General features: G+C 52.9%; 16 protein-coding genes. 13 read left to right on the top strand and 3 right to left on the bottom strand.

What is annotated here, in order from left to right; translation table 11 throughout:
* Positions 1-23: 23 nt before the first annotated feature.
* The 5 genes from MKJ04_RS02870 to MKJ04_RS02850 all read left to right on the top strand — a co-directional run bounded on the left by MKJ04_RS02870 (position 24) and on the right by MKJ04_RS02850 (position 7999).
* On the top strand, positions 24-437 hold the full coding sequence (locus MKJ04_RS02870) for a hypothetical protein (protein ID WP_241639175.1): 414 nt from the start codon (positions 24-26) through the stop codon (positions 435-437).
* 675 nt (positions 438-1112) lie between these two features.
* Positions 1113-1277, top strand: coding sequence for a hypothetical protein (locus tag MKJ04_RS02865; RefSeq protein ID WP_241639173.1), 165 nt, complete (start codon positions 1113-1115; stop codon positions 1275-1277).
* Positions 1278-1433: 156 nt separating this feature from the next.
* The gene (locus MKJ04_RS02860; protein ID WP_241639171.1) at positions 1434-3935 is read left to right on the top strand and encodes an efflux RND transporter permease subunit; all 2502 of its coding nucleotides are present in this window, start codon (positions 1434-1436) and stop codon (positions 3933-3935) included.
* Positions 3913-7269 carry an isoleucine--tRNA ligase gene (gene ileS, locus MKJ04_RS02855; protein ID WP_241639168.1) on the top strand — a complete coding sequence of 1119 codons (3357 nt, stop codon included), beginning with the start codon at positions 3913-3915 and terminating at the stop codon, positions 7267-7269. The genes MKJ04_RS02860 and ileS overlap by 23 nt, the downstream gene beginning before the upstream one ends.
* Positions 7270-7369: 100 nt before the next feature.
* Positions 7370-7999: a lipoprotein signal peptidase gene (locus MKJ04_RS02850; RefSeq protein WP_241639166.1), complete on the top strand. Its 630-nt coding sequence runs from the start codon at positions 7370-7372 to the stop codon at positions 7997-7999.
* A gap of 163 nt (positions 8000-8162) precedes the next feature.
* On the opposite strand, the gene MKJ04_RS02845 is transcribed toward MKJ04_RS02850, so the two are convergent.
* A complete protein-coding gene (locus tag MKJ04_RS02845) occupies positions 8163-8768 on the bottom strand; it encodes an HAD family hydrolase (RefSeq protein WP_241639164.1) in 606 nt (201 codons plus the stop codon).
* 210 nt (positions 8769-8978) lie between these two features.
* Between MKJ04_RS02845 and MKJ04_RS02840 the strand changes: the two genes are divergently transcribed.
* The gene (locus MKJ04_RS02840; protein WP_241639162.1) at positions 8979-10811 is read left to right on the top strand and encodes an ABC transporter ATP-binding protein; all 1833 of its coding nucleotides are present in this window, start codon (positions 8979-8981) and stop codon (positions 10809-10811) included.
* A gap of 61 nt (positions 10812-10872) precedes the next feature.
* Here the strand turns inward: MKJ04_RS02840 and MKJ04_RS02835 are convergent, their stop codons facing one another.
* Entirely contained in the window at positions 10873-12351 is a 1479-nt protein-coding gene (locus MKJ04_RS02835) for a tetratricopeptide repeat protein (RefSeq protein WP_241639160.1), read from the bottom strand.
* Between the two features lie 313 nt (positions 12352-12664).
* Between MKJ04_RS02835 and rnr the strand changes: the two genes are divergently transcribed.
* The 6 genes from rnr to MKJ04_RS02805 all read left to right on the top strand — a co-directional run bounded on the left by rnr (position 12665) and on the right by MKJ04_RS02805 (position 19750).
* Positions 12665-14935, top strand: a complete 2271-nt coding sequence (gene rnr / locus MKJ04_RS02830; RefSeq protein WP_241639157.1) for a ribonuclease R — start codon at positions 12665-12667, stop codon at positions 14933-14935.
* A gap of 7 nt (positions 14936-14942) precedes the next feature.
* Positions 14943-15917, top strand: coding sequence for a polyprenyl synthetase family protein (locus tag MKJ04_RS02825; protein ID WP_241639156.1), 975 nt, complete (start codon positions 14943-14945; stop codon positions 15915-15917).
* 151 nt (positions 15918-16068) lie between these two features.
* Positions 16069-16692 carry a rhomboid family intramembrane serine protease gene (locus MKJ04_RS02820; RefSeq protein ID WP_241639154.1) on the top strand — a complete coding sequence of 208 codons (624 nt, stop codon included), beginning with the start codon at positions 16069-16071 and terminating at the stop codon, positions 16690-16692.
* A gap of 103 nt (positions 16693-16795) precedes the next feature.
* Positions 16796-17281, top strand: a complete 486-nt coding sequence (locus MKJ04_RS02815; RefSeq protein WP_241639152.1) for a fasciclin domain-containing protein — start codon at positions 16796-16798, stop codon at positions 17279-17281.
* An 84-nt stretch (positions 17282-17365) separates the two neighbouring features.
* Complete coding sequence (locus MKJ04_RS02810) at positions 17366-17791, top strand: hypothetical protein (RefSeq protein WP_241639150.1); 426 nt, start codon at positions 17366-17368, stop codon at positions 17789-17791.
* Between the two features lie 180 nt (positions 17792-17971).
* Positions 17972-19750, top strand: coding sequence for an SLC13 family permease (locus MKJ04_RS02805; RefSeq protein ID WP_241639148.1), 1779 nt, complete (start codon positions 17972-17974; stop codon positions 19748-19750).
* A gap of 1007 nt (positions 19751-20757) precedes the next feature.
* Here MKJ04_RS02805 and MKJ04_RS02800 read toward each other — a convergent pair.
* A complete protein-coding gene (locus MKJ04_RS02800; protein WP_241639146.1) occupies positions 20758-21489 on the bottom strand; it encodes a hypothetical protein in 732 nt (243 codons plus the stop codon).
* A gap of 477 nt (positions 21490-21966) precedes the next feature.
* Between MKJ04_RS02800 and MKJ04_RS02795 the strand changes: the two genes are divergently transcribed.
* Entirely contained in the window at positions 21967-22749 is a 783-nt protein-coding gene (locus tag MKJ04_RS02795) for a DUF2490 domain-containing protein (RefSeq protein WP_241639144.1), read from the top strand.
* The last annotated feature ends 9 nt before the right edge of the window (positions 22750-22758 follow it).

Raw genomic sequence — 22758 nt, 5'->3', positions numbered from 1 at the left:
GTTTCAAATTTATACATACCTACATGCCGACACTTATTATCAGCAGACCGTCCGAATGGAACAGCAGGTTTCGTAACTATGAGATTTTCCTGAATGGCGACAAACTGGGTGACGTTGCCAATGGAAAGGCAAAGGAGTTCGAAGTTCCTGTCGGAACACATACCGTAACTGCCACCATTGACTGGTGCGGTAGCCAGGAGCATCAGATAGCGGTAACAGCAAATGAGGCAAGAGAAATTAAGGTAAGTGGCTTTGCGCCAGGGAAGTGGTTAGTTCCATTTAACCTAGCCATGCTGCTCGTATACTTTATCCTAAATCTGGCTTTTAATGTAGAGGTGATGTTCCTTTTACTTTTGGTGCTTCCTATGTTCCTGTATCAAGCCTATTTCATGACTTTTGGCCGTAATAAGTTTCTGCGGTTGGCAGTGGTTCAGTAGAACAATCCCAATACAAAAAGCAGCCTTCCAGTATAGCGCTTTGCTATGCCAGAAGGCTTTTTTTGGCTGTGCCTACTTTTACAGCTGCTCTTTCAAATTATAACCTGCCACCAGAATTTCCTGATTTCCATACCATTTCCCTCCCTATTCCGAACCATGGTGCACCCAACAGCATTGCTAAATGTAGCCTGTTGGCAATAGCTTTAGCTGCAGCTTTTCATTTTAAGATGAAATTTGGCAAGTCAAATAAGTAATTTTTCTTTATAGTTTAATACTTATGTTAAGTATGGGAAAGTGAGTTGTCTGTCTTTTCTTGGATTAGAATTTAAAAATAAGTTTGATCCAGCTTAAAAATTAGGCACACTGCCATAATAAAAAAGGGAAGGAAGGCTTTGTTTTTTGCATCACTGCTGCTAATTTATACATGAGAAAAGGACAGTATTCACCTTCCGGGGCAAGGCCAAATATGTGGATATGTAAGCCCTTAAATATACGGACATATCTGTGGATAAATATCTAAACAGGTGACAAACAGATATGTGTACTGTGTACAACTGCATAGTTATACACACTGTATAAAAATGAGTTTGCCGTTTGTTTCACAAAAAAGAGAGCTGACGCGTGAGGATGCTAGGCAGAACACGTATATAATTCCGAACCAAAAAGCCTGAAACCATGAGCAAACAAAAAGAAGAGAAAGACGACAGCCTGAAAGAAAATAACCCATGCTGGAAAGGGTATGAACCGATCGGAATGAAAAAGAAAAACGGAAAAGAAGTGCCGAATTGCGTGCCCAAAAACAACACACCAAAATCCGGCACTTCTGAAAAGAAGAGTTAAGCCGCTGCACAGGATACTATTGCCAGCCTCAGTTTTGCTGAGGCTTTTTTTGTGCTTCGTACGGAGACTTCTCAAGCATGGCTTAGGGCCACGTGCCATGATTGTTAGCCGCAGAAATAAGCAAAATTGCCTACCTTTGCCGAATTGTAGCTGACCATGTGGAATAGGATTGCCATTTTTATCATCAAAAACAGGCTGAGACTCATCTTGCTCTTGGCCGTGCTCACTTCGTTTATGGCCTATCAGGCCAAAGACGTGGAGATGTCGTATGATTTCGCCAACGTGGTGAGCCTGGACGACCCGGACATGATGTACTTCACCCGCTTTAAGGAGACCTTTGGCGAGGATGGCAATGTGCTGGTGGTGGGTATGCAGGATAAAAGTATCTACCAGCTCGAGAACTTCCGGGCGCTGGATGAACTGACCAAGGAATTGAAGACGGTGGAAGGCGTAAAAGCCGTCATCGCGCTGCCAAACCTGGTGCAGGTCGTAAAAGACACTGCCGCCCGCAAATTCATCACACGAAATATATTCCAGCCTTTTCCAAAGTCGCAGCCGCAACTGGATAGCCTGGTGCAGGTAGTGAAGGAGCAGGGCTTTTACGATGGCCAGATCATCAACAACAAAACCGGCGCGACGCTGCTGGCGGTCACCATGGACGCGGCTTATCTCAACTCAGCCCGCCGCATCGGTGTGATGGACGACATCCTGGCACATACCGAGGCCTTTTCGAAATCAACCAAAATCAAGCTGCATTACGCCGGACTGCCGTTCGTGCGCTCCGTCATGACCACAAAGGTGGCGGCGGAGATGAAGCTGTTCCTGGTGCTGGCGCTGCTGGTAACGGCCGTTTCATTATTCCTTTTCTTCCGCTCTTTCTACGCCGTGCTTATACCCATCGTGGTCATCAGTGTAGTCGTGATCTGGGTGATGGGCACGATCTCGCTGCTGGGCTTTAAAATCTCACTCCTGACCGGGCTTATACCTTCCATCATCGTGGTGATCGGTATACCCAACTCCACCTACCTGCTGGCGCGCTACCACCTCGATTACCGTCGGCACGGCAACAAAATACTGGCGCTATCCCGCGTTATCAGCAAAATAGGGCTGGTGAACCTGGTCAACAATACGACCACGGCTATCGGTTTTATCGTGTTCACGTTTACGCACATCGCCATTCTGTATGAGTTTGGAGTAGTGGCGGCCATCAACATCTTCGTCACCTTCCTGATCAGCATGATCCTGGTGCCGGCCATTTTCTCCTACCTGCCGCCGCCCACCGAGCGGCAGCTGCGCCATCTCGATGCCAAGCCCTTGAACAAGCTGCTGGAGTTCTTCGATTACGTGGTGCACCACAAACGCCACATCGTGTACTTTTTCCTGACGCTGGTGCTGGCCTTGTCGTTCTGGGGTATCTACAAAGTGAAGACGATCTCCTACATGGTGGATGACCTGCCCGAGGAAAGCAGCGTGAACGCCGACCTGGCCTTTTTTGAGCAGCACTTCAACGGGGTGATGCCGCTGGAGGTAATCGTGGATACAGGTATAAAGCAGGGCGTGATGCGCCTGCCAAACCTGCGCAAGCTGGCAGAGCTGGAGGATTTCCTGCGCACGCAGCCCATATTATCTGCCCCGATTTCGGTGGTGGGATTGGTAAAGACAGCCACGCAGGCATTTTACGAGGGAGACCCGAACTCCTACCGCCTGCCCGACAATACTGAGCGAAACTTCATCTTCAGCTACCTGGCCAAGCAGGACGAGGGCGTGAGCCAGCGCCTGCTGCGCTCCTTCGTGGACAGCACCGGGCAGCGCGCGCGCATCTCGCTTAAAGTGGCCGATGTGGGCTCCCGGGAACTGGATACGCTGCTCCTGAAGAAAATAAAGCCACAATTGGCCGAGATATATGGCGGGGAGGGCGTGCGGATAGAGGAAGTGGGCAACAGCATGAAGTTCATTCGCGACGACACCGGCAGCGAAACCTCCGTGAGCCTGACCGGAACCACGCTGCTGTTCATCAAAGGCAACCAGTACCTGATCGACAACCTGCGCTCCAGCCTGCTTTTAGCGTTTGTGTTGGTAACGATCACCATCGCTTTGTTGTTTAAGTCTATCCGGGTGGTGGTCATCTCGCTGATTCCGAACATGATCCCGCTGCTGATCGCGGGTGGGTTGATGGGCTTTTTCAACATTCCGCTGAAGCCAAGCACCGCGCTTATCTTCAGTATCGCGCTGGGCATCGCCATCGACGACTCGATTCACTTCCTGGCCAAGTACCGGCACGAGTTGCTGCACAACGGCTTTAACGTAAGCCGGGCCATCACGAGCAGTTTAGAAGAGGCGGGCACCAGTATGATTTATACCTCCATCATCCTGTTTTTCGGGTTTGTGATCTTCGCTTTCTCCGAATTTGGCGGCACAAAGGCGCTGGGCGTGCTGATGTCGGTGAGTTTATTGATTGCCTTATTTACAAACCTGATTATCTTGCCTACCTTGCTAATGAGTTTCGACAGCGGCAAGTATGAGCGGGACCCATACGCCCTGATCGAGCAGATCGACGAGGCATATTTTGAAGAAGACGATGAGGAGCTGGATTTAGCGCAGCTCAGACTTAAATTAGATCAAGAAGAACCTGAAAATGGTAAAGTACAACGAGTATAAAAACCTGAACTACGCCAAAGTAGGCGAGGAAGTACTGGAGTTCTGGAAGCAGAACAACATCTTTGAGAAATCGGTGTCGACGCGCAATGGCCATGAGAACTTCGTGTTCTACGAAGGACCGCCGTCTGCCAACGGAAAGCCGGGTATCCATCACGTGATGGCCCGCGCCGTGAAGGATATTTTCTGCCGCTACAAGACCCTGAAAGGCTACCAGGTAAACCGCAAAGGCGGCTGGGACACCCACGGTTTGCCCATCGAGCTGCAGGTAGAGAAAGAGCTCGGCATCACGAAAGAGGATATCGGCAAGACCATCTCGGTGGAGGAGTATAACCAGCGCTGCCGCGAAACGGTGATGCGTTTCAAGCACCAGTGGGACGACCTGACCGAGAAAATGGGCTACTGGGTAGACCTGGACAACCCCTACATCACCTTCGAGAACGAGTACATCGAGTCTTGCTGGGCTCTGTTGAAGCGCCTCTACGACAAAGGCTTTTTGTACAAGGGTTATACCATCCAGCCATACTCTCCGGGAGCGGGCACGGGTTTGAGCTCGCACGAGCTGAACCAGCCGGGCTGCTATCAGATGGTGAAGGACACAACCATTGTGGCGCAGTTCGAGGTGAAGAAAATCACCCGCAACATGTTCCTCTTCGAGAACGAGGAGGAGAAGGTATACTTCCTGGCCTGGACGACAACCCCCTGGACGCTCCCTGCCAACACCGCGCTGGCCGTGGGCAAGGGCATCAAGTATGTGAAGGTGAAATCCTTCAACCCGTATACCTTCGAGCCGATCTCGGTAATCGTGGGCAAGGACCTGGTGAGCCGCTACTTCAATCCGAAGGCTGCTGACCTGGCGCTGGCCGATTACAAGCCGGGCGACAAGCTGATCCCATTCAAAGTGATGGAGGAATTCAGAGGCAGCGACCTGGCAGGCGTGGAGTATCACCAACTGATGCCCTACGTGCAGCCGGACAAACCAGCTTTCCGCGTGATCGTGGGCGATTTCGTGACGACAGAGGACGGTACAGGTATCGTGCACATCTCACCGACCTTCGGTGCCGATGACTTTAAAGTAGCCGCGCAAAACGACATTCCGGCCCTGATGGTGACCGACGAGAACGGCAAGCAGGTTCCAATCGTGGACAAGCAGGGCCGTTTTGTGAGCGACATCACAGACTTTGCCGGCATGTACGTGAAGAACTATACCGGCGAGGACGAGTCGGCCCCGGATTACAAGCCGACGGACGTGAAGATCGCCATCAAGCTGAAAGAAGAGAACAAAGCCTTTAAGGTAGAGAAATACGAGCACACCTACCCGCACTGCTGGCGCACGGACAAGCCCGTTTTATACTACCCGCTGGATAGCTGGTTCATCAAAACCACGGCCGTAAAAGACAGGCTGATCGAGCTGAACAAGACCATCAACTGGAAGCCCGAGTCTACCGGCACGGGCCGTTTCGGTAACTGGCTGGAGAACCTCGTGGACTGGAACCTGTCACGCTCGCGCTACTGGGGAACACCGCTGCCTATCTGGCGCACCGAGGACGGCGACGAGGAAATCTGCATCGGCTCCATCGCGCAACTGACCGAGGAGATCGACAAAGCGGTGGAAGCAGGCCTGATGGACGCCGCGGTGGAGGTGAAAGACCTGCACCGCCCGTATGTGGATAACATTATACTGGAAAGCCCCTCAGGCAAGCCAATGCGCAGAGAGTTAGACCTGATCGACGTATGGTTCGACTCAGGCGCTATGCCTTATGCACAGTGGCATTACCCGTTGGAGAACAAGAAAAAGTTCGAGGCAAACTTCCCGGCCGACTACATCGCGGAGGGAGTGGACCAGACACGCGGCTGGTTCTTTACGCTGCACGCCCTGGCTGTGATGCTGGAGGACAGCGTGGCCTACAAAAACGTGATCGCCAACGGACTGGTGCTCGACAAGAACGGCAACAAGATGAGCAAGCGCCTCGGCAACGCCATTGACCCGTTCGAGATGATCAACCAGTATGGCCCGGATGCAGTGCGCTGGTATATGATCGCGAACGCGCCGCCCTGGGACAACCTGAAGTTTAATCCGGAGGGCGTGGTGGAGACGCAGCGCCGTTTCTTCGGCACGCTGCAGAACACCTACTCTTTCTTCGCGCTTTACGCCAACCTCGACAAGTTTACCTATGCCGAGGCTGATGTGCCGCTGGAGAGAAGAACAGAAAGCGACCGCTGGATCATCTCGAAGCTAAACACGCTGGTGCAGGAGGTTGACGGCTACCTGGCCGATTACGACCCGACCAAAGCGGCCCGCGCCATCCAGGATTTTGTGGTGGACGACATGAGCAACTGGTATGTGCGCCTGAACCGCAAACGTTTCTGGAAAGGCGAGTACAACGAAGACAAGACGGCCGCTTACCAGACACTTTATACCTGCCTGGAAACTATCGCCAAGCTGATCTCGCCGATCGCGCCGTTCTACGCCGAGCAACTGTTCCGCGACCTGAACGGTGTGAGCAACAAGAACAAAGTAGAGTCTGTGCATCTGGCTAACTTCCCGAAAGTGGCGGATGGCGCGATTGACAAGGACCTGGAAGAACGCATGCAACTGGCACAAACCGTATCATCGCTGGTGCACTCGCTGCGCAAGAAGGAGATGATCAAAGTGCGCCAGCCGCTGCAGCGCATCCTGATCCCGGTGCTGAACGAGCACACCAAACAGCAGATACAGGCCGTGGAAGACCTGATCATGAGCGAGGTGAACGTGAAGGCCGTGGAGTATATCGACGACACCTCCGATATCCTGGTGAAGAAAATCAAGCCGAACTTTAAGAAGCTGGGCCAGGTATTCGGACCGAAGATGAAGCTGGTGGCCGCCGCTGTGCAGCAGATGGACCAGAACGACATTGCGCACCTCGAGCGCGAAGGAGGCTTTGAGATCATGCTGACAGACGACGAAACCGCTGTGCTGACACCGGACGACGTGGAAATCTCCTCGGAGGACATCCCGGGCTGGCTGGTGGCCAGCGAAGGCAAACTGACCGTGGCGCTGGATATCACCCTGACAGACGCGCTGAAGCAGGAGGGCATTGCCCGCGATCTGGTCAACCGCATCCAGAACCTCCGCAAGGACAGCAACCTGGAAGTGCAGGACAAAATCAACATCACGCTGCAGCGCGGGGAGGCCGAGGTGAACGCCGCCGTAGAAAACTACAGTGCCTATATCTGTGCCGAAACGCAGGCCCAAAAGCTGGACGTGGTAGATGAGTTGCCGGACGCGACCTTGCTGGATATCGACGAGTATAAAGTGTTCATTCGCATACAGACAGTGGAGAGCACTGTTTTCTAAATCAGAAAGCACCGGGAACATCCTTTCCGGTGCTTTTATACTTTCACGGGTGTCCCGCAGCTGCGCACGGTTTTGTAAGGCCGCTGTTTAAAAATCATATATGAAATATTGGAAATATTACCTCACCGCGTTTGCCGTTATCCTAGTGGACCAGGCTGTGAAGCTAATCGTGCACTACAACATGGAAATGGGGCTGCCCGGCGAAATACAGTTGGTCGGTGACTGGCTGAAACTGCATTATACCCTCAACCCAGGTATGGCTTTTGGCGTGGAGCTCGGCTCTGATTACGGCAAGCTTATCCTGACCCTCTTCCGTTTGGTGGCCATGTTCGGTATTGGTTACTACTTATACTACCTCGTGAAGCACCGCGCCCCCAAAGGCCTCATCTGGTGCATTGCCCTGATCCTGGGCGGAGCCATCGGAAACCTGATCGACAGCACCTTCTACGGCGTCTGGTTCGACAATGCCCCGTATGGCGCAACCACACCCTGGTTCCATGGCCAGGTGATCGATATGTTTTATGTGGATATATGGGAAGGCATCATCCCGAACTGGGTACCGATTATGGGCGGCCGCCCCATGTCTCTGTGGCCCATCTTCAACGTGGCCGACTCTGCCATCTTTGTAGGCGTACTGCTGATCCTGTTCAACCAGAAACGCTTCTTCGGGGAGCATGACGGCGCGCACGTAGCCCATACCAGCATGCTGGAACAGGAGAAAGGGATATAAACAAAACCTACTTAAACAGGGGCTCACTCAATCAAATAAGACCTCACAGTGTTTGCAAAACCTGTGAGTGTCTGGTGAGTAAAAGCGATAAACCGGCGAGACGCTCAACACCAGCAAGACACTCACAGGTCTTCCAGACACTGTGAGGTCGGTTTGGCGTTAGCTATAGAACTGCTCGCTTCTTCAACTCCTCCCGCAATGCCTCGGGCGTGGTGAAGTGGATAGACGCGATGCCCAGTTGCTCGGCCGCTTTGACATTGCGCAGGTTGTCGTCGATAAACAACGCCTCCGAAGGGTGTACCTCATACCGCTTCAGCAGGGTATGGTAAAAGCTGTCGAATGGCTTACGGTCTTTCTCCGCACCAGACACTACCGTGCCATCAAACCAACCCAGAAACTCGAACCGCTCCTGCGCAATCGGAAACGTTTCCGCCGACCAGTTGGTGAGGGCATACAGGTTATACCTGCCGCTTTCCTTCAGCTCCCTGAAGATCTCCACCGTGCCCTCAATGGCGCCACCCAGCATCTCGTCCCAACGGCCATAAAACGCGCGGATATGCTCCTCGTGCTCGGGGTGCTTTTCCACCAGGTAGGTTGTCGCCTCGTGCAGGGGCCGTCCCGCATCCTGCTCCTCGTTCCAGTCGGGGGTGCAAATATTCTCCAGGAAGTGCAGCATCTCGGCCTCTTCCTTAAACAAATTACGGTATAGGTAGTGCGGGTTCCAGTCGATGAGCACGGCACCCAGGTCGAAGATGATGGTTTTGGTCATAGTTCGATGTAACAGATGGTGAAACATAAATTTAACGACTTGAGATTAGCTTAACAAATTCTGAGGGAAGCCTTTAAATGCCTGGTTGCCAACATAGTTTTTCAGGGATAAAGGTATAGATGCCGTTGTTTCCTTGAACAATCAGCACCAAAAGATTCACTATCATCTAAAAACCCTTATTTTTACTCAGAGCATAAACCTAGATCATCCTTGGCTACTTCAAAACCCATTCTTCAGGTCAGCGATTTAAAGACCGTCTTCTCGACGCACCGCGGCACCACCACAGCCGTGGACAGGGTTTCGTTTGAGGTATACCCGGGCGAGACGGTGGCCATTGTGGGAGAGTCGGGCTCTGGCAAGTCGGTCACGGCGCTGTCGCTGATGCGGCTGATTAACACCCCGCCTGGGAAGATAGCGGGAGGCGAGGCGCTGTTTCAGTCAGGAAAACTGGGGCAGGTAGACCTGTTGCAATTACCCGAAAAGCAGATGCGGCGGCTGCGCGGCAACGAGATCAGTATGATTTTCCAGGAGCCCATGTCGTCGCTGAACCCGGTGTATACCTGTGGAAAACAAGTGGCCGAAGTATTGCTGCTCCATACCAGTTTATCCAAAAAAGAGGCTAAAAAGCGCACGATACAGCTTTTTGAGAAGGCAAGGTTGCCACGGCCAGAGAAAATATACGACGCTTATCCACACGAGATCTCAGGGGGCCAGAAGCAGCGCGTGATGATCGCGATGGCGATGGCCTGCGAGCCCAGCATCCTGATTGCTGACGAGCCCACCACCGCCCTGGACGTGACGGTGCAGGCGCGGATGCTGCAACTGATAGACGAGCTGCGCGTGAAGGAGAACACAGCCGTCCTGTTCATCACCCACGATCTGGGGGTAGTGGCCGAGATCGCAGACCGCATCCTGGTGATGTATAAAGGCAAGCTGGTGGAGCAGGGCCCGGTGCTGGACATCTTCACGAATCCGCAGCACCCTTATACCAAAGGCCTGCTGGCCTGCCGCCCGAAGCTGTCGGCCAAGGCGCAATCCGTGTTGCCCACCGTATCAGATTTTATGGAGGAGGATGCAGCCGGTAACATCATCGAAAGGAAAAAGAGCCTGTACGAGCCGTCGCTGGCAGAGGTGGTGAACGGCTATATAGGCACCGTGGAGGCGCTGAAGCAGCAGAGGGAAAATGCCCAAAGCCCGCCGCTGCTGCAGGTAACAGACCTGAAGGTATACTTCCCGATCCGGAAGGGCTTCTTCGGGCGGACCACCGAGTATGTGAAGGCCGTAGACGGCGTGAGCTTTAGCGTGCAGCCCGGCGAAACCATCGGCTTGGTGGGCGAGTCGGGGTGTGGCAAAACCACCCTGGGCCGTGCGTTGCTGCGCCTGGTAGAACCCACGGAAGGCAGCATCCTGTTTGAAGGCCGCGATATCGCCCAACTGAGCGCATCAGCGCTGCGCAAAAGCCGCCGTAACTTCCAAATGATTTTCCAGGATCCGTATGCTTCCCTGAACCCGATGCATACCGTAGGCGATGCTATCATGGAGCCCATGCAGGTGCATAACCTGCATGCCAGCAACAAAGAGCGTCGTATAAAAGTAATGGAACTGCTTGAAAAGGTGCGACTTCTGCCGGAGCACTTCCAGCGTTATCCACATGAGTTCTCGGGTGGGCAGCGGCAGCGTATCAGTATTGCGCGTGCGCTGGCGCTACAGCCAAAATGCATCATTTGCGATGAGTCGGTGTCGGCGCTCGATGTGTCGGTGCAGGCGCAGGTACTGAACCTGCTGAACCAACTGAAGCAGGAGTTTCAGATGACGTATATCTTCATCACCCACGACCTATCGGTGGCCAAGTACATGTCGGACCGCATCCTGGTGATGAGCAAAGGCCAGATCGTGGAAAGCGGCACGCCGGAGCAGCTCTTCCAAAACCCGCAGCAGGCGTATACCCGCGCGCTGTTGCAGGCTATCCCGACAGGCGAGCCGGAGGATATTCTGGAGGCACAGCAACGCCGCGAGGCCATGAAGGCGGGGCTGCAGTTATAGCGCCGCAAAACATTGCGGCGCAAGCATACACACAACCAGGAAAATCCTCAGTATTTCGGCTTTACCCCACCAACTGCGCAATGAGTTCCTGCTTCTTCTCTTCGCTCTGCCTTGCCTCCTGCAGCACGGGCTTCATCTCTTCGACACGCGCTAAGTTTATTTTCAGGAGTAGCACCAGGTTCAGTGAGTGATTTTCAGGAAGCTCAAGCTGGTCCAGCATTTTTATGTATAGGCTGGCCATGTATAAATCGCCTGTTTCATAGAAGTAATCGGCCATTAAGGAGTTAAATGCGGTCAGTTCTGTGATATGGAAGGTATTGCGGTGGGGGTACACCCCTTTCAGCTGGTATTGGTTATTAAACACAGCCAGAACTTCCTCTGCCTTTCCCTGGTCCAGCAGCATTTCAGCATACATGATTTTGCCGAACAGATACTCCGGGAACTGCTCGTGCAGGTGCCGGATTGATTTCTCGGTTTCTTCGTCCTCGCCCAGCTGGCGGCAGGTCATGGCCATGTAATTCCAGAAAATCGGGTTTTGGGGCCATCTGGCTATATCCTTTTTTAGCCTCTCTTTTGTTTGTTTCAAAAGCGGGTCCGGAGGGCCAGTTGATTTTATAATGTTAGTGAGAACATCTGGGGCAGGAGGTGTTGCTGCTTTTATTGTTCCAATAATGTCAGCCGCTTCGTTCAGCTCCTCGGCCGAATAATCGTTTGGCAAAGCGTCATACGTGATTTTCATGTCTACGCGCGCTGTCTCCGAAGTCAGCAACTCCACCGCCTTGGTGGGTGCAGCCACTATTTTATCATACATAAAGAGAGCCGCTTCCGGAAAATCAATAAGCTCTTCCGGCTCTGTTTCATCTATAAATTCGTCCCAGTCGTCTTCCTTCCAGTCCTCCGGGAAAGCGAAATAGTCGTCTCCTTCATCCTCGAAATCATCCTCAAACATGTCTCCTAAGCGCCCGTCCACCACATTGTAGTTACCCGGCCCGGCATACTTCTCCAACTGGCGCAGGAAATAATCGGCTCTGGGGTCGCCGGCGGGGTTTATGAGTAAGGCAGGCTTCCCGTTGCGGCCAAACTCGAGTTCAATCAGCGCAATGTCATCGGTATCTTCTTCCAGTATCATTTGCGTCAGCCTGAAATCAGGGTCTGGCTCAATACCGTACTCCTGTGCATAGGCCACAGCGCCATAGATGATGTTGTGGGCCAGCTCATACGGAATCTCTTCTGGATTCGGCAATGCGCCTGCAATACGGTCGTTAAAATCATTCTCCGGCATGTTGAAGAGATAAAAAGTGCTTTTAACCCCTGTACAGAAGGTATCAACGAGGTAGATGCCCGCAGAAATATGCCCGTTGACATGCTTCCTCAAAACAAAGATATCGGCCATGCCGTCTTCTTCCCATCCCTCGTTGACAAGGCATTTGTAAAGGGGCAGGCTTCGGGCGCGGCCGCTCTGGATGTATTTTTTATCGCTTATTGCTGCAGGCGCAGCCTTGCTTTTTGCTGGTACAGCCTTCTTCTTTTTCTTTGCCATAGGAGTAAAGGACTTAGCGGTAAAACAATCATATTACATTTCACTCTACGGTTGGTCGGGGGCAAAAGCACGAAGAATTTTCTGATTCTGGCTTCATTTTTTCGGATACTCCCAACGGACGCGCCGGATGAGGCTGCTTATTTGTCGCAGATAGCTCATATATTAATTTTTATATATAAATTCAACCTAAATAAGCACTGGCAAGGCAGCCATACGCCCACATCCGGCGTATAGTAAACAAACTATTTAAGCTTAAGCTTGTAGTAGATGTGGGCACTACGCTAGTGGCCAGCAAGATGCATTAACGAGATACATGAGAAGTAAAAAAAGTAACAGAAGCGGCGACGAGAGTAACAGCCGCGACGATCGCAACAGCTCCAGAGGACGGGGCGAATCATCAAAAGGAAAAAGCTCATCAAGAGGGAAATCATCTTCTAAGCGCGGCGGAGGCTCCTCTGACCGCAATAGAGCCCCTAAATCAGCCAAAGCGCTGGTGCTGGAGGTATTCTCCAACAGCCCCGATACCGTATTTACCGAGCGCACCTTATGCCGCCGCCTGGGGGTAGTAGACCAGAAAGGCCGTGACCAGGTAAAGAGCATGCTGTCCGATTTAGTAAAAGAGAATAAGTTATTGCCAACCGACGGCGACAAGTACATGATGAACCTGAAAGTGGACATCATTACGGGCCGCGTGGACCTGGCCAACAGCAAATACGCCTACGTGGTGTCGGAAGGGCGCGAGGATGACGTGCGCGTGTTCCGGGAAAAGCTGAAATACGCCATGGACGGCGACACCGTGAAGGTGGAGGTGTCGCCAACGGTGCGCGGTGGCCGCCAGGAGGGTGTCGTGATCGAGGTATTGGAGCGCTCCCGCACCGAGCTTGTCGGCATCATGCAGCTGTCGAAGAACTTCGGCTTCGTGGTGCCCGATTTCAAGAAACTGTACTTTGACGTGTTTGTGGGCGAGCGCGGCCTGAACGGTGCGCAGTCTGGCGACAAGGTGCTGGTGAAGATAGTGGAGTGGCCTGACAAGCCCGACAAAAACCCGACGGGCGAGGTCATTCGCGTGTTCGGACCGGCAGGCGAGAACGAGGCGGAGATCCACTCCATCATGGCTGAGTTCGGTTTGCCGTTTGAGTTTAACGAGACGGTGGAGGAAGAGGCAGAAACCATCTCCGACAAAATAACGGAGGCTGAGATTGCCAAGCGCCGCGATTTCCGGGGCATAACCACCTTCACCATTGACCCTGCCGATGCCAAGGACTTTGACGATGCGCTGTCTATCCAGAAACTGGAGAACGGCCGTTACGAGATAGGCGTGCACATTGCCGACGTAACGCACTACGTGGTGCCCAAGAGTATCCTGGAGAAAGAGGCTTTCCACAGAGCCACATCGGTATACCTCGTGGACAGGACCATTCCGATGTTGCCGGAGCGCCTTTCTAACGGGCTTTGCTCGCTTAGGCCAAATGAAGAAAAGCTGACGTTCTCGGTGGTGTTTGAGCTGGACGAGCACGGCAAGCTGTATGATACCTGGTATGGCCGCACCGTGATTTACTCAGACCGCCGCTTCGCTTACGAGGAGGCGCAGGAGCGCATCGAGACCGGCGAGGGCGACTTTGCCGAGGAAATCAACATCATGAACAGCATCGCCAAAAAACTGAAGGACAAGCGCTTTAAAAACGGGGCCATCAGCTTCGAGACAACTGAGGTGAAGTTTAACCTCGACGAGAACGGGCGGCCGCTTTCGGTGTATGTGAAAGAGCGCAAAGATGCCCACAAGCTGATTGAGGAATACATGCTGCTGGCCAACAAAAAGGTGGCGGAGTATGTGTATAACCTGGGCAAAGGCAAACGCCGCCCTACCATGGTATACCGTACGCACGGCAACCCGGACCCGGACAAACTGACCACCTTCTCGCTATTTGCCCGCAAGTTTGGGTATAACGTGGATCCTGATGGCGACATCTCGGAAGAGCTGAACAACCTGACGGAGGAAATTGAAGGAAAGCCGGAGCAGAGCGTGCTGCAGAACCTGGCCATCCGCACGATGGCCAAGGCAAAATACAGCACCGAGCCCGAGGGCCACTTCGGTCTGGCCTTCGACCATTACTCGCACTTCACCTCGCCCATCCGCCGCTACCCCGATATGATGGCGCACCGCCTGCTGCAGCATTACCTCGACGGGGGAAACTCCGAAGACAAGGAAGCCTACGAAGAGCGTTGCCGCCACTCCTCCGAGATGGAGAAACGCGCCGCCGACGCCGAGCGCGCCTCGATCAAGTACAAGCAGGTGGAGTTCATGAAAGACACCATCGGAAACCAGTACAAAGGCATTGTGTCTGGCGTTACGGAATGGGGTATATTTGTGGAGATCGAAGAGAACAAGTGCGAGGGCATGGTGCGTCTGTCGGACCTGAACGACGACTATTATGAGCTGGACGCGAGCAACTACCGCATCATCGGCCGCCAGAACAAGCGCATTATCTCGTTTGGCGATGAGGTGCTGGTAGAAGTTAAGAGCGCCAACCTGGCCGACCGCACCATTGACCTGGAGCTAGTTCAAACCCTGAAAAACCATTAAGCATCCTGTGGATATCAGTACCCTTTCCGAGAAGATAAGCCATACCTTATCCACGCTTCGCTACGGCGAGCACCCCGTGGAGCTATATGAGCCGATCCGGTATATCATGGCGCTCGGTGGCAAGCGTATCCGGCCCATGCTGGTGCTTTTAGCTGCCAAAATGTATGCTGAGGATGTGGACAAGGCCCTATTGCCGGCAGCGGCAGTAGAGGTTTTCCACAACTTCACGCTCATGCACGACGACATCATGGACAAGGCCCCGCTGCGCCGTGGCGAGCAAACCGTGCACGAGAAGTGGGATGCCAACACTGCCATTCTCTCCGGCGACGTGATGCTGGTGCGCGCCTACCAACTGCTGCTGGGCGTGGAGCAAAGCCAGCTGGCCCGGGTGCTGGAGCTGTTCAGCGAGACGGCTGCGCAGGTATGCGAGGGCCAGCAGCTGGACATGAACTTCGAGCGCCGCGAGCAGGTGAGCATTCCGGAGTACATCCATATGATCACGCTGAAAACTGCCGTGCTGCTGGGCCTGAGCCTGGAGCTGGGCGCCGTGCTGCAAAACGCGCCTGTTGCGGATGCCGAGAACCTGAAAGCCTTTGGCAAGAACATCGGGATCGCCTTCCAGCTCCGCGATGACCTGCTGGACGTGTATGGCGACAAAGCCAAGTTTGGCAAGCAGGTAGGCGGCGATATCCTGGCGGACAAGAAAACATACCTTATGCTGACGGCACTGGAGCAGGCCAACGCAGCGCAGCGGCAAACCATCATCAACTGGCGCGACAAGACAGACGACAGTATTGCCGAGGAGAAAGTGGAAGCCATTACCGGCATCTACAACCAGCTTAACATCCGGCACCAGACCGAGCAGGAGATAGACCACTACTTCCGAAAGGCCCTGCACCACCTGGATGCCATCCAGCTGCCCGAAGACCGTACCTCCACCATTCGCGGCCTGGCCCTGCAACTGATGGAGCGAGATTCTTAAATTGTTAAATGGTTTGATGGTTGAGTTGTTGGTTCGCCTGTGAAATAATGGCTGGCTTTTAAAAATTGATCTTGTACAGGTATAAATGCTTTCAAGTGGTCAGCCATTTAACAATTCAGCCATTCAAAATTCAGTTATTCAAAATTAGAAAATGAGCGTTACCCTTATACTCATCATCATCACCGTAGGCATCTCCTTTTATGCCTGGCAGAATGAAAGCCTGATGCATAAATGGATTTTTCAGCCGTACGCCGTGCAGCGCGAAAACTCCTGGTACCGCTTCCTGACTTCCGGTTTCCTGCACTCCGACATGACGCACCTGTTCTTCAACATGTTCACGTTCTTCTTTTTCGGGCAGGCGGTGGAGCAGACGTTCAAGGTTATATTTGGTGCGGAAATAGGTATTTTGCTATACTTGCTCATCTACCTGGGTGGCATTGTTGTGTCTGATATTCCCACCTTTTTCAAGCACCGCAACGACCCGCCATACCGCGCGTTAGGAGCCTCGGGTGGGGTGGCGGCCATTGTGTTCTCCAGCATCTTCTTTTATCCGACCAATGACATTTGCCTGTATGGCTTGTTGTGTATCCCCGGGTTTATACTGGGTGTGCTCTACCTGATGTATTCCTACTTCTCCGGTAAAAAGATGGGCGATAACATCAACCACGATGCCCACTTGTATGGCGCTGTGTATGGGTTTTTGCTGAGCCTGGTGCTGGTGCCGCAGGCACTGTCTGCCTTCTTCGAGCAAATAAGCAACTGGCGCCTGTTTTAGTACCCTGCGTAATTGCACTCTTTTTAAAGGCCTGGCAGCCAAAGTCTGTAGCTGCCAGCGGCGGGTTTGCGTATACCTATCCAGAGGGTAATGCTCTAAGCCAATGAAATCATACCGCCATCCACTGTCTATACTATTTGCCGTAGCGGCCATGCTGCTGGTGCTGTGCATGCCGACAGCGCTGGCAGACCGTGCAGCGGCAGGGCAAACCCAGCGCACGACCCTGATGCAGTATATTATGCAGGAGAGGCCTGTACTGGCAAGCCTGATCACAAAAGCCGGGCTCACCCCGATTCTCTCAGACAATAATCCTTATACCCTGTTGGCACCGCCCGAAGCCGAACTAAAGGCATTGGAGCAACTGCCCACTGCCCGTCTCAGGGCAATTCTCTCAGGCCATATCCTGAAAGGGATATATCAGGAGAGTGACTTTAAAGACGGGGCCACCCTCGAAACACTGGCGCGCACCAAAATCACCATCTACCGCAAGAAAAACTATACCCTGATAGACGGGGTGCGCCTTGAAAAGCCAGCCACCCAACTGGAAAATGGCATCCTCCATAGCCTCGCCGGCAAACTGGCCTTATAACCTGTTTAATCCTTTAATCCTCTAACAAGAACACCGCATTATCAAAAGCATGCGCAGAAGCCGTACGTAAACAAGAAGAACTTTATGTACGATCCAGACCCACACGCGTCCTCAGGCGAGGCCCTGCTCATAGTAGCTCATAACCCACGTTATGAGCTTTTGTATGATTATAGCACGAATCGGGTTTACCTGACGGTGAAGGGATTCTGGAAAAACCCCGAAATCGTGCCGCAATACCTGGATGATGTCCAAAAAGCCCTTCGGATGGCAAAGACAGGCTTTAGCCTGCTCCTGGACCTGCGGACCATGCTTACGCACCCACTGCGGCTGAGTAGCCTGCATATAAAAGCCCGAAACATGATGCAGGAGGCAGGGCCCGGGAAAGCCGCGCAAGTCTTCCCCTCCGACCGCATAGCCACGCTTCAGGTGGAGGAAATCAGCGGAAAAACAACTTTAGAGGCGATGACTTTTACGTCTATACAGAAAGCCAAAGCTTGGCTAAACGCCTGATCCCATCTTAACCCCAAACACTGTCCACAAAAATATAATAGCTTTTTGCAGGTTTAGCCGTATCAGCAAATACGAAAACTCCCGCGTTGAATGCTGATTGCCAACAGGTTGCTGAAACCTGTTTGTGGTATGTATGGCCGTAACATCCTTACGGGCCGTCAACGCTATGTTACTGCGCCTATGACCTTCGAAATCGCCTTAGTGCTTGGGATTATTACGCTGGCAGTTGTTCTGTTTGTGTCTGAGCGCCTGTCAATCGACACAGTGGCGATTCTGATCATGGTGCTGTTCATGCTGACGGGCATCCTCACACCGGCCGAGGGCTTCGCGGGGTTCAGCAACCCCGCCACCATAACGGTGGCTGCCATGTTCGTGGTCAGCTCCGCCATTTTCAAATCCGGGGCGCTGAACAGCATCGGCATCGGCCTTACCCGCATCGGCCGTAAAAACTACCTGCTTTGCCTGCTTGCCCTTATGGTCATTGCCGGGACACTGTCTGCGTTCATCAACGATACCGCTGTGGTGGCGCTGCTCATGCCCGTGGTGATACAAGTGAGCCACGACATTCATGTAAGCCCCTCCAAACTGCTGATGCCGCTCTCCTTTGGTGCCCTGCTCGGAGGAGTGTGCACCCTTATCGGCACCTCCACCAACATACTGGTTAGCGGCATTGCCGAAGTGCAGGGCGAGAAACCCTTGCAGATGTTTGAGTTCACCTCGGCGGGCATCTGGTTTCTGCTGGTGGGCATCGTGTATATGTTTTTTGTGGGGAGGCACCTGCTGCCTAACCGCAAGCTGGTGACCGACCTGACCGAGGACTTCAACCTGGGGCACTACCTGACGGAGGTGGTGTTGCAACCAGACTCGCCCGCGGTGGGGGAGCCGCTCAAGACGCTGGGGCTGGTGCAGAACCTGGATGTGTTTGTGATGCAGGTAACCCGCCGGAAGCATAAGCTGGAGGTGTCTCCATCGCTTATCTTACAGGCCAACGACGTGCTGAAAGTGCGCTGCGGGGTGGAGAAGCTGAAGATGCTGAAACAGGAAAAGGGCATCAAGCTCAAATCGGAGCGAAAGGTCCAGGATGACGACCTGCACCTGCACGACAGCAAGCTATATGAGGCCATCGTAACGCCAAATTCCTATATGGAGGGGAAGTCGTTGAAAGAGCTGGACTTCAGGGCGGCCAACCACGGGGCATCGGTGCTGGCGATCCGCCACCGCGACGAGATAGTGAACGAGAAGCCCTCACACATCAAGCTCTCCGCCGGCGACGTGCTCCTTATCGCCGCCAACCAGCACCAGGCAGAAAAACTCCGAAAAAACGATGATCTCCTCATTATCTCACAGACCGAGCGGAGCCCTTTCAATTACAGCAAAATCATACCGGTGATGATCATCAGTGTGGGCGTGGTCATGACGGCGGCCACGAATATGATGCCCATTGCGCTGAGCGCTCTGGCGGGCGTAGTGCTGTTGATTCTCTTCAGGTGTATCCGGGCAGATGAGGTATACAAGGCGATCGACTGGAAAGTCATTTTCATGCTGGCGGGGGTGCTCTCGATGGGGGCCGCTCTCGAGAAAACCGGGGCTGCCAAGCTGCTGGCCGATTTCCTGATTGCGGGCGTTGGCGACTATGGGCCGCATGCGTTGCTGTCGGTTTTCTTCTTCATCACCTTCATGACCACCAATTTTATGTCGAACAACGCCACCGCGGCCCTGTTGGCCCCCATCGCCATTGTGGCTGCCCACGAAATGGGCGTGAGTGCCCGGCCTTTCCTGATGGCCGTGGCCTATGGCGCTTCCCTCAGCTTTATGACTCCGATGGGCTACCAGACCAACACGATGATCTATGGTCCGGGCAATTACCGCTTCTCCGATTATTTAAAGGTGGGTACGCCGCTTAACCTGCTCTTCTGGCTGCTGGCCTCCCTCATACTGCCCTATTTCTTTCCTTTCTGACCCAGCGCCAAAATCAATTGATAAAGACGCATACCGCATACTTATTGAGAACTGGGATAAGGGGTTTGTTATTTGGCCAGAAAGCCATACCATCAGCCTAAGTCAGAAACGCTGCTCCATGCATTCCTTCCCAGGCGTTTGAGCGAGATACGATACGGGTACTAGAAAATCCGAAGGAACAACGAAAGGCTGGATGAACCGCGAGCAGTGGTATATGGATCGAAACATACCAATCACTTGATAATGGCATAAGATATATAGGTATACCCGGATGTTCCACGTGGAGAGTGGGTTGAGGTAGTTATACCAATATCAATTGATCGATACGCATATCTATGGTGCAGGCGTCCGCTTGTGACCCACAATGCAATAACCTGCCGCATATCACATGGAAACACAAGGTGGACGCCTGCGCCAGTGTTTACTGACTCCAAAATCACGAACTTCCTGAATACTGATGCATAACCTTGCTTTTTTTGAAGAGCAGGTAGATCCCACTATCAAACATATATTGCACAGTCAAATCTGCCGTAACGCAGGAGAGTCGCGCAGTTCGTAAAAGTCCCCCTTTGAAGGGGGCAGGGGGATGAAAGGTGGCCAGAATAACCTTTCGTGTTCTTGCTTGATGAGAAATAGCTTCTAAAATACCACACATATGAATGTCCGCAGGGAGTATCATCCCCCTAACCCCCTTCAAAGGGGGACAAAAAAGGGCATTTTGTAACAGCAGATAGTAAACACTGCAGAAATACTTCAAAGCGCAAAATCCATTCGATGATGGTATTATATCCCAGATTTTTGCTTGGCCAGAACGTCAGAACGGCCTCAAGCAGGATACCGGGCAATCGGAAGTTAGCTTGAGGCCGCCCCAGACATCGGGTGGAACACACGAAAGACGTTTACAACACAGCGTTCAGCATACACTGCCGCACTCCTTGCCCAAAACGGCCGGGCAAGACCAGTTCTGCACTGCAGATTTGATGGAATGAGGCAGGTATGGCATATGGCTAGTGTGTAATTCGGACTAACTCTTCCCGATCGTTTCCACCTTCCACTTTCACAGCGAGCACAAACCCGACGCCTTTGGCATAATACTTATTTTCTGCAACGCCGGGCTCCAGGGCCGTAAATTCCTTTGTGCGGAGGCAGTTTGTGAACGTGCCATACGGTACTTCCACGGTGTTATTGGCATCAAGCACAATGGCCTGGTCTACGGCCACGCCGGGGTAAAACTCCTGGTAATAGGGCTCGCCCCGATGTGCCAGTGGTTTGGCATACATAAGAATGCCAGGCTCTGCGCCGTCCACGCCCGCTTCCCAGGAGCCGGCGGTGCTTACCTCGCCATCCTCATAGGCCTTGGTATCCTCGCCGAAGTACCACACATTTCCTCTTTTGTCCTGGGCATACCAGTCGAAGGTATCTTCAATCACGTTGCCGTCTTCATCGGTGGCCACATCATGCACCACCCGGCAGGTAACGCCCATAATCACTTTGGTGTCGTGAGTAACTTCAACCTTTAGGTCCTCGGTGCTGGTCTCTCCGTCCTCTTCGCTGGTGTTCACATAGTAATAGGTCGTGCCCGGCACTAACGGGAAGTACGGGTTCGAGATATGCATCACAAAGTCATCCGGATCGATGTCTACCCCTGGTGGCTCAGGCGTAAAATAGTCATCCTTATGGCAGGATGTAAGAACGATAAAGAAGCTGGCAAGGAGCAATAAGGAACGGCTAAATTTCATAGGTATAAAACGATTAGAGATAAAACAGGGGGCGGGGCTGGTTGGCAGGGAGCAGGTGCGGCACTCTTCTGATTAAGAAGCAACGGAAGGTAAATCACTCTGTATGAATGACATGCTACCCTAATAAAACGAGGCGTTTATAAAGATTGTTATATTGTTTTGTGAAAAAACACTTTATACATCCGGAAATTTGGTGTAGGCAGCCTAATGGCAGGACTTTGACAACTATTACAGAGGCAAGAGGCTTGCGCGCAGTAACCTTTCTCCCGGTCATAGCGGCAGAAAGCGGAACCTCACCGGCCTCATGCAGGCTAGCGTGACTTCGGTGATTTTGGCAAAATGATCACAGCATGTACAGGAGGTTAGTCAAATCGCTACATTTGCGCTAAACGCTTGCGGCAAAGCACAATAGCAGGAACTTGTTTTCATGTGGTGGTGCGAAACGCGGAGTGGGGGTATAGGCCATTGGTAAGAGCTATGATAAAAGTGCGTGGTATATGTCTGGCGGTGGTAGGGTTGTTCATCGTTGCCTCGGTGTGCGCGCAGAGCACAGGCAGGCAGGTGACACGGCAACAGCTGGCATGGTACTCCTACAACAATACGCTGGAGTTTAGCTCAAAATGGACACTTACGACGGAACTGCACGAGTGGAGGTTCAGGAAACCGGATGCGCAGCAGCAAGCCCATGCGAGTAGCCACCTGCATTATGCCCTTACTGAGAAGTGGAATGCATCCGCGGGCTTTTCTTACTTTTTGCAAAGCCCCCGTGCCCTCACGGCGGCAGAGAGGCTTACCATACCAGAGTTGCGGCCGCATATCCAGATAGACTACAGGCAGCCCTTCCGCGCGTTTAGTATTGGGCACCGCCTCCGGGTTGAGGAGCGCTTTATCAGGAATACAGCCAACGGAGAACTGGCGGATGGGTATACCGCGAGTTACCGGGTCAGGTACCGGCTTGGGCTTGAGTATCAGGTGGCCCGCCTCAGGCAACTGCCACTGAAGGTAAAATTGAGCGAGGAGGTTTACGTCAAGCCTGCCAGCCACGTCAGCCATACCCTGTTCGACCAGAACAGACTGTATGTCGGTATGAATTACGCGGTGCACAAGCACGCAAACCTTGAGGCAGGGTATATGAAATTGTTCCAGCAGCGCCCCGCGCAACACCAGTTTTTAGACAGAGAGGTGCTCAGCTTTAGCGTCAGTCATAGAATAGCGCTTAAACACAAGCTGAAGACTGAGCCCGAGGGAGAGAAGATGTGACGCGCAGCG

This window comes from Pontibacter sp. E15-1 (assembly GCF_022601975.1).
Taxonomy (GTDB): domain Bacteria; phylum Bacteroidota; class Bacteroidia; order Cytophagales; family Hymenobacteraceae; genus Pontibacter.
The sequence above is the reverse complement of the archived record's forward strand: the minus strand, read 5'-3'. Positions and strand labels throughout refer to the sequence as shown.

Excerpts from the sequence above, each read along its gene's own strand:
- MKJ04_RS02815 (WP_241639152.1), top strand. The coding sequence starts at position 16,796 with ATGAAATCATACCGCCATCCACTGTCTATACTATTTGCCGTAGCGGCC.
- MKJ04_RS02870 (WP_241639175.1), top strand. The coding sequence starts at position 24 with ATGCCGACACTTATTATCAGCAGACCGTCCGAATGGAACAGCAGGTTT.
- MKJ04_RS02820 (WP_241639154.1), top strand. The coding sequence starts at position 16,069 with ATGAGCGTTACCCTTATACTCATCATCATCACCGTAGGCATCTCCTTT.
- MKJ04_RS02805 (WP_241639148.1), top strand. The coding sequence starts at position 17,972 with ATGACCTTCGAAATCGCCTTAGTGCTTGGGATTATTACGCTGGCAGTT.
- rnr (WP_241639157.1), top strand. The coding sequence starts at position 12,665 with ATGAGAAGTAAAAAAAGTAACAGAAGCGGCGACGAGAGTAACAGCCGC.
- MKJ04_RS02845 (WP_241639164.1), bottom strand. The coding sequence starts at position 8,768 with ATGACCAAAACCATCATCTTCGACCTGGGTGCCGTGCTCATCGACTGG.
- MKJ04_RS02850 (WP_241639166.1), top strand. The coding sequence starts at position 7,370 with ATGAAATATTGGAAATATTACCTCACCGCGTTTGCCGTTATCCTAGTG.
- ileS (WP_241639168.1), top strand. The coding sequence starts at position 3,913 with ATGGTAAAGTACAACGAGTATAAAAACCTGAACTACGCCAAAGTAGGC.
- MKJ04_RS02800 (WP_241639146.1), bottom strand. The coding sequence starts at position 21,489 with ATGAAATTTAGCCGTTCCTTATTGCTCCTTGCCAGCTTCTTTATCGTT.
- MKJ04_RS02865 (WP_241639173.1), top strand. The coding sequence starts at position 1,113 with ATGAGCAAACAAAAAGAAGAGAAAGACGACAGCCTGAAAGAAAATAAC.
- MKJ04_RS02795 (WP_241639144.1), top strand. The coding sequence starts at position 21,967 with ATGATAAAAGTGCGTGGTATATGTCTGGCGGTGGTAGGGTTGTTCATC.
- MKJ04_RS02835 (WP_241639160.1), bottom strand. The coding sequence starts at position 12,351 with ATGGCAAAGAAAAAGAAGAAGGCTGTACCAGCAAAAAGCAAGGCTGCG.
- MKJ04_RS02810 (WP_241639150.1), top strand. The coding sequence starts at position 17,366 with ATGTACGATCCAGACCCACACGCGTCCTCAGGCGAGGCCCTGCTCATA.
- MKJ04_RS02860 (WP_241639171.1), top strand. The coding sequence starts at position 1,434 with ATGTGGAATAGGATTGCCATTTTTATCATCAAAAACAGGCTGAGACTC.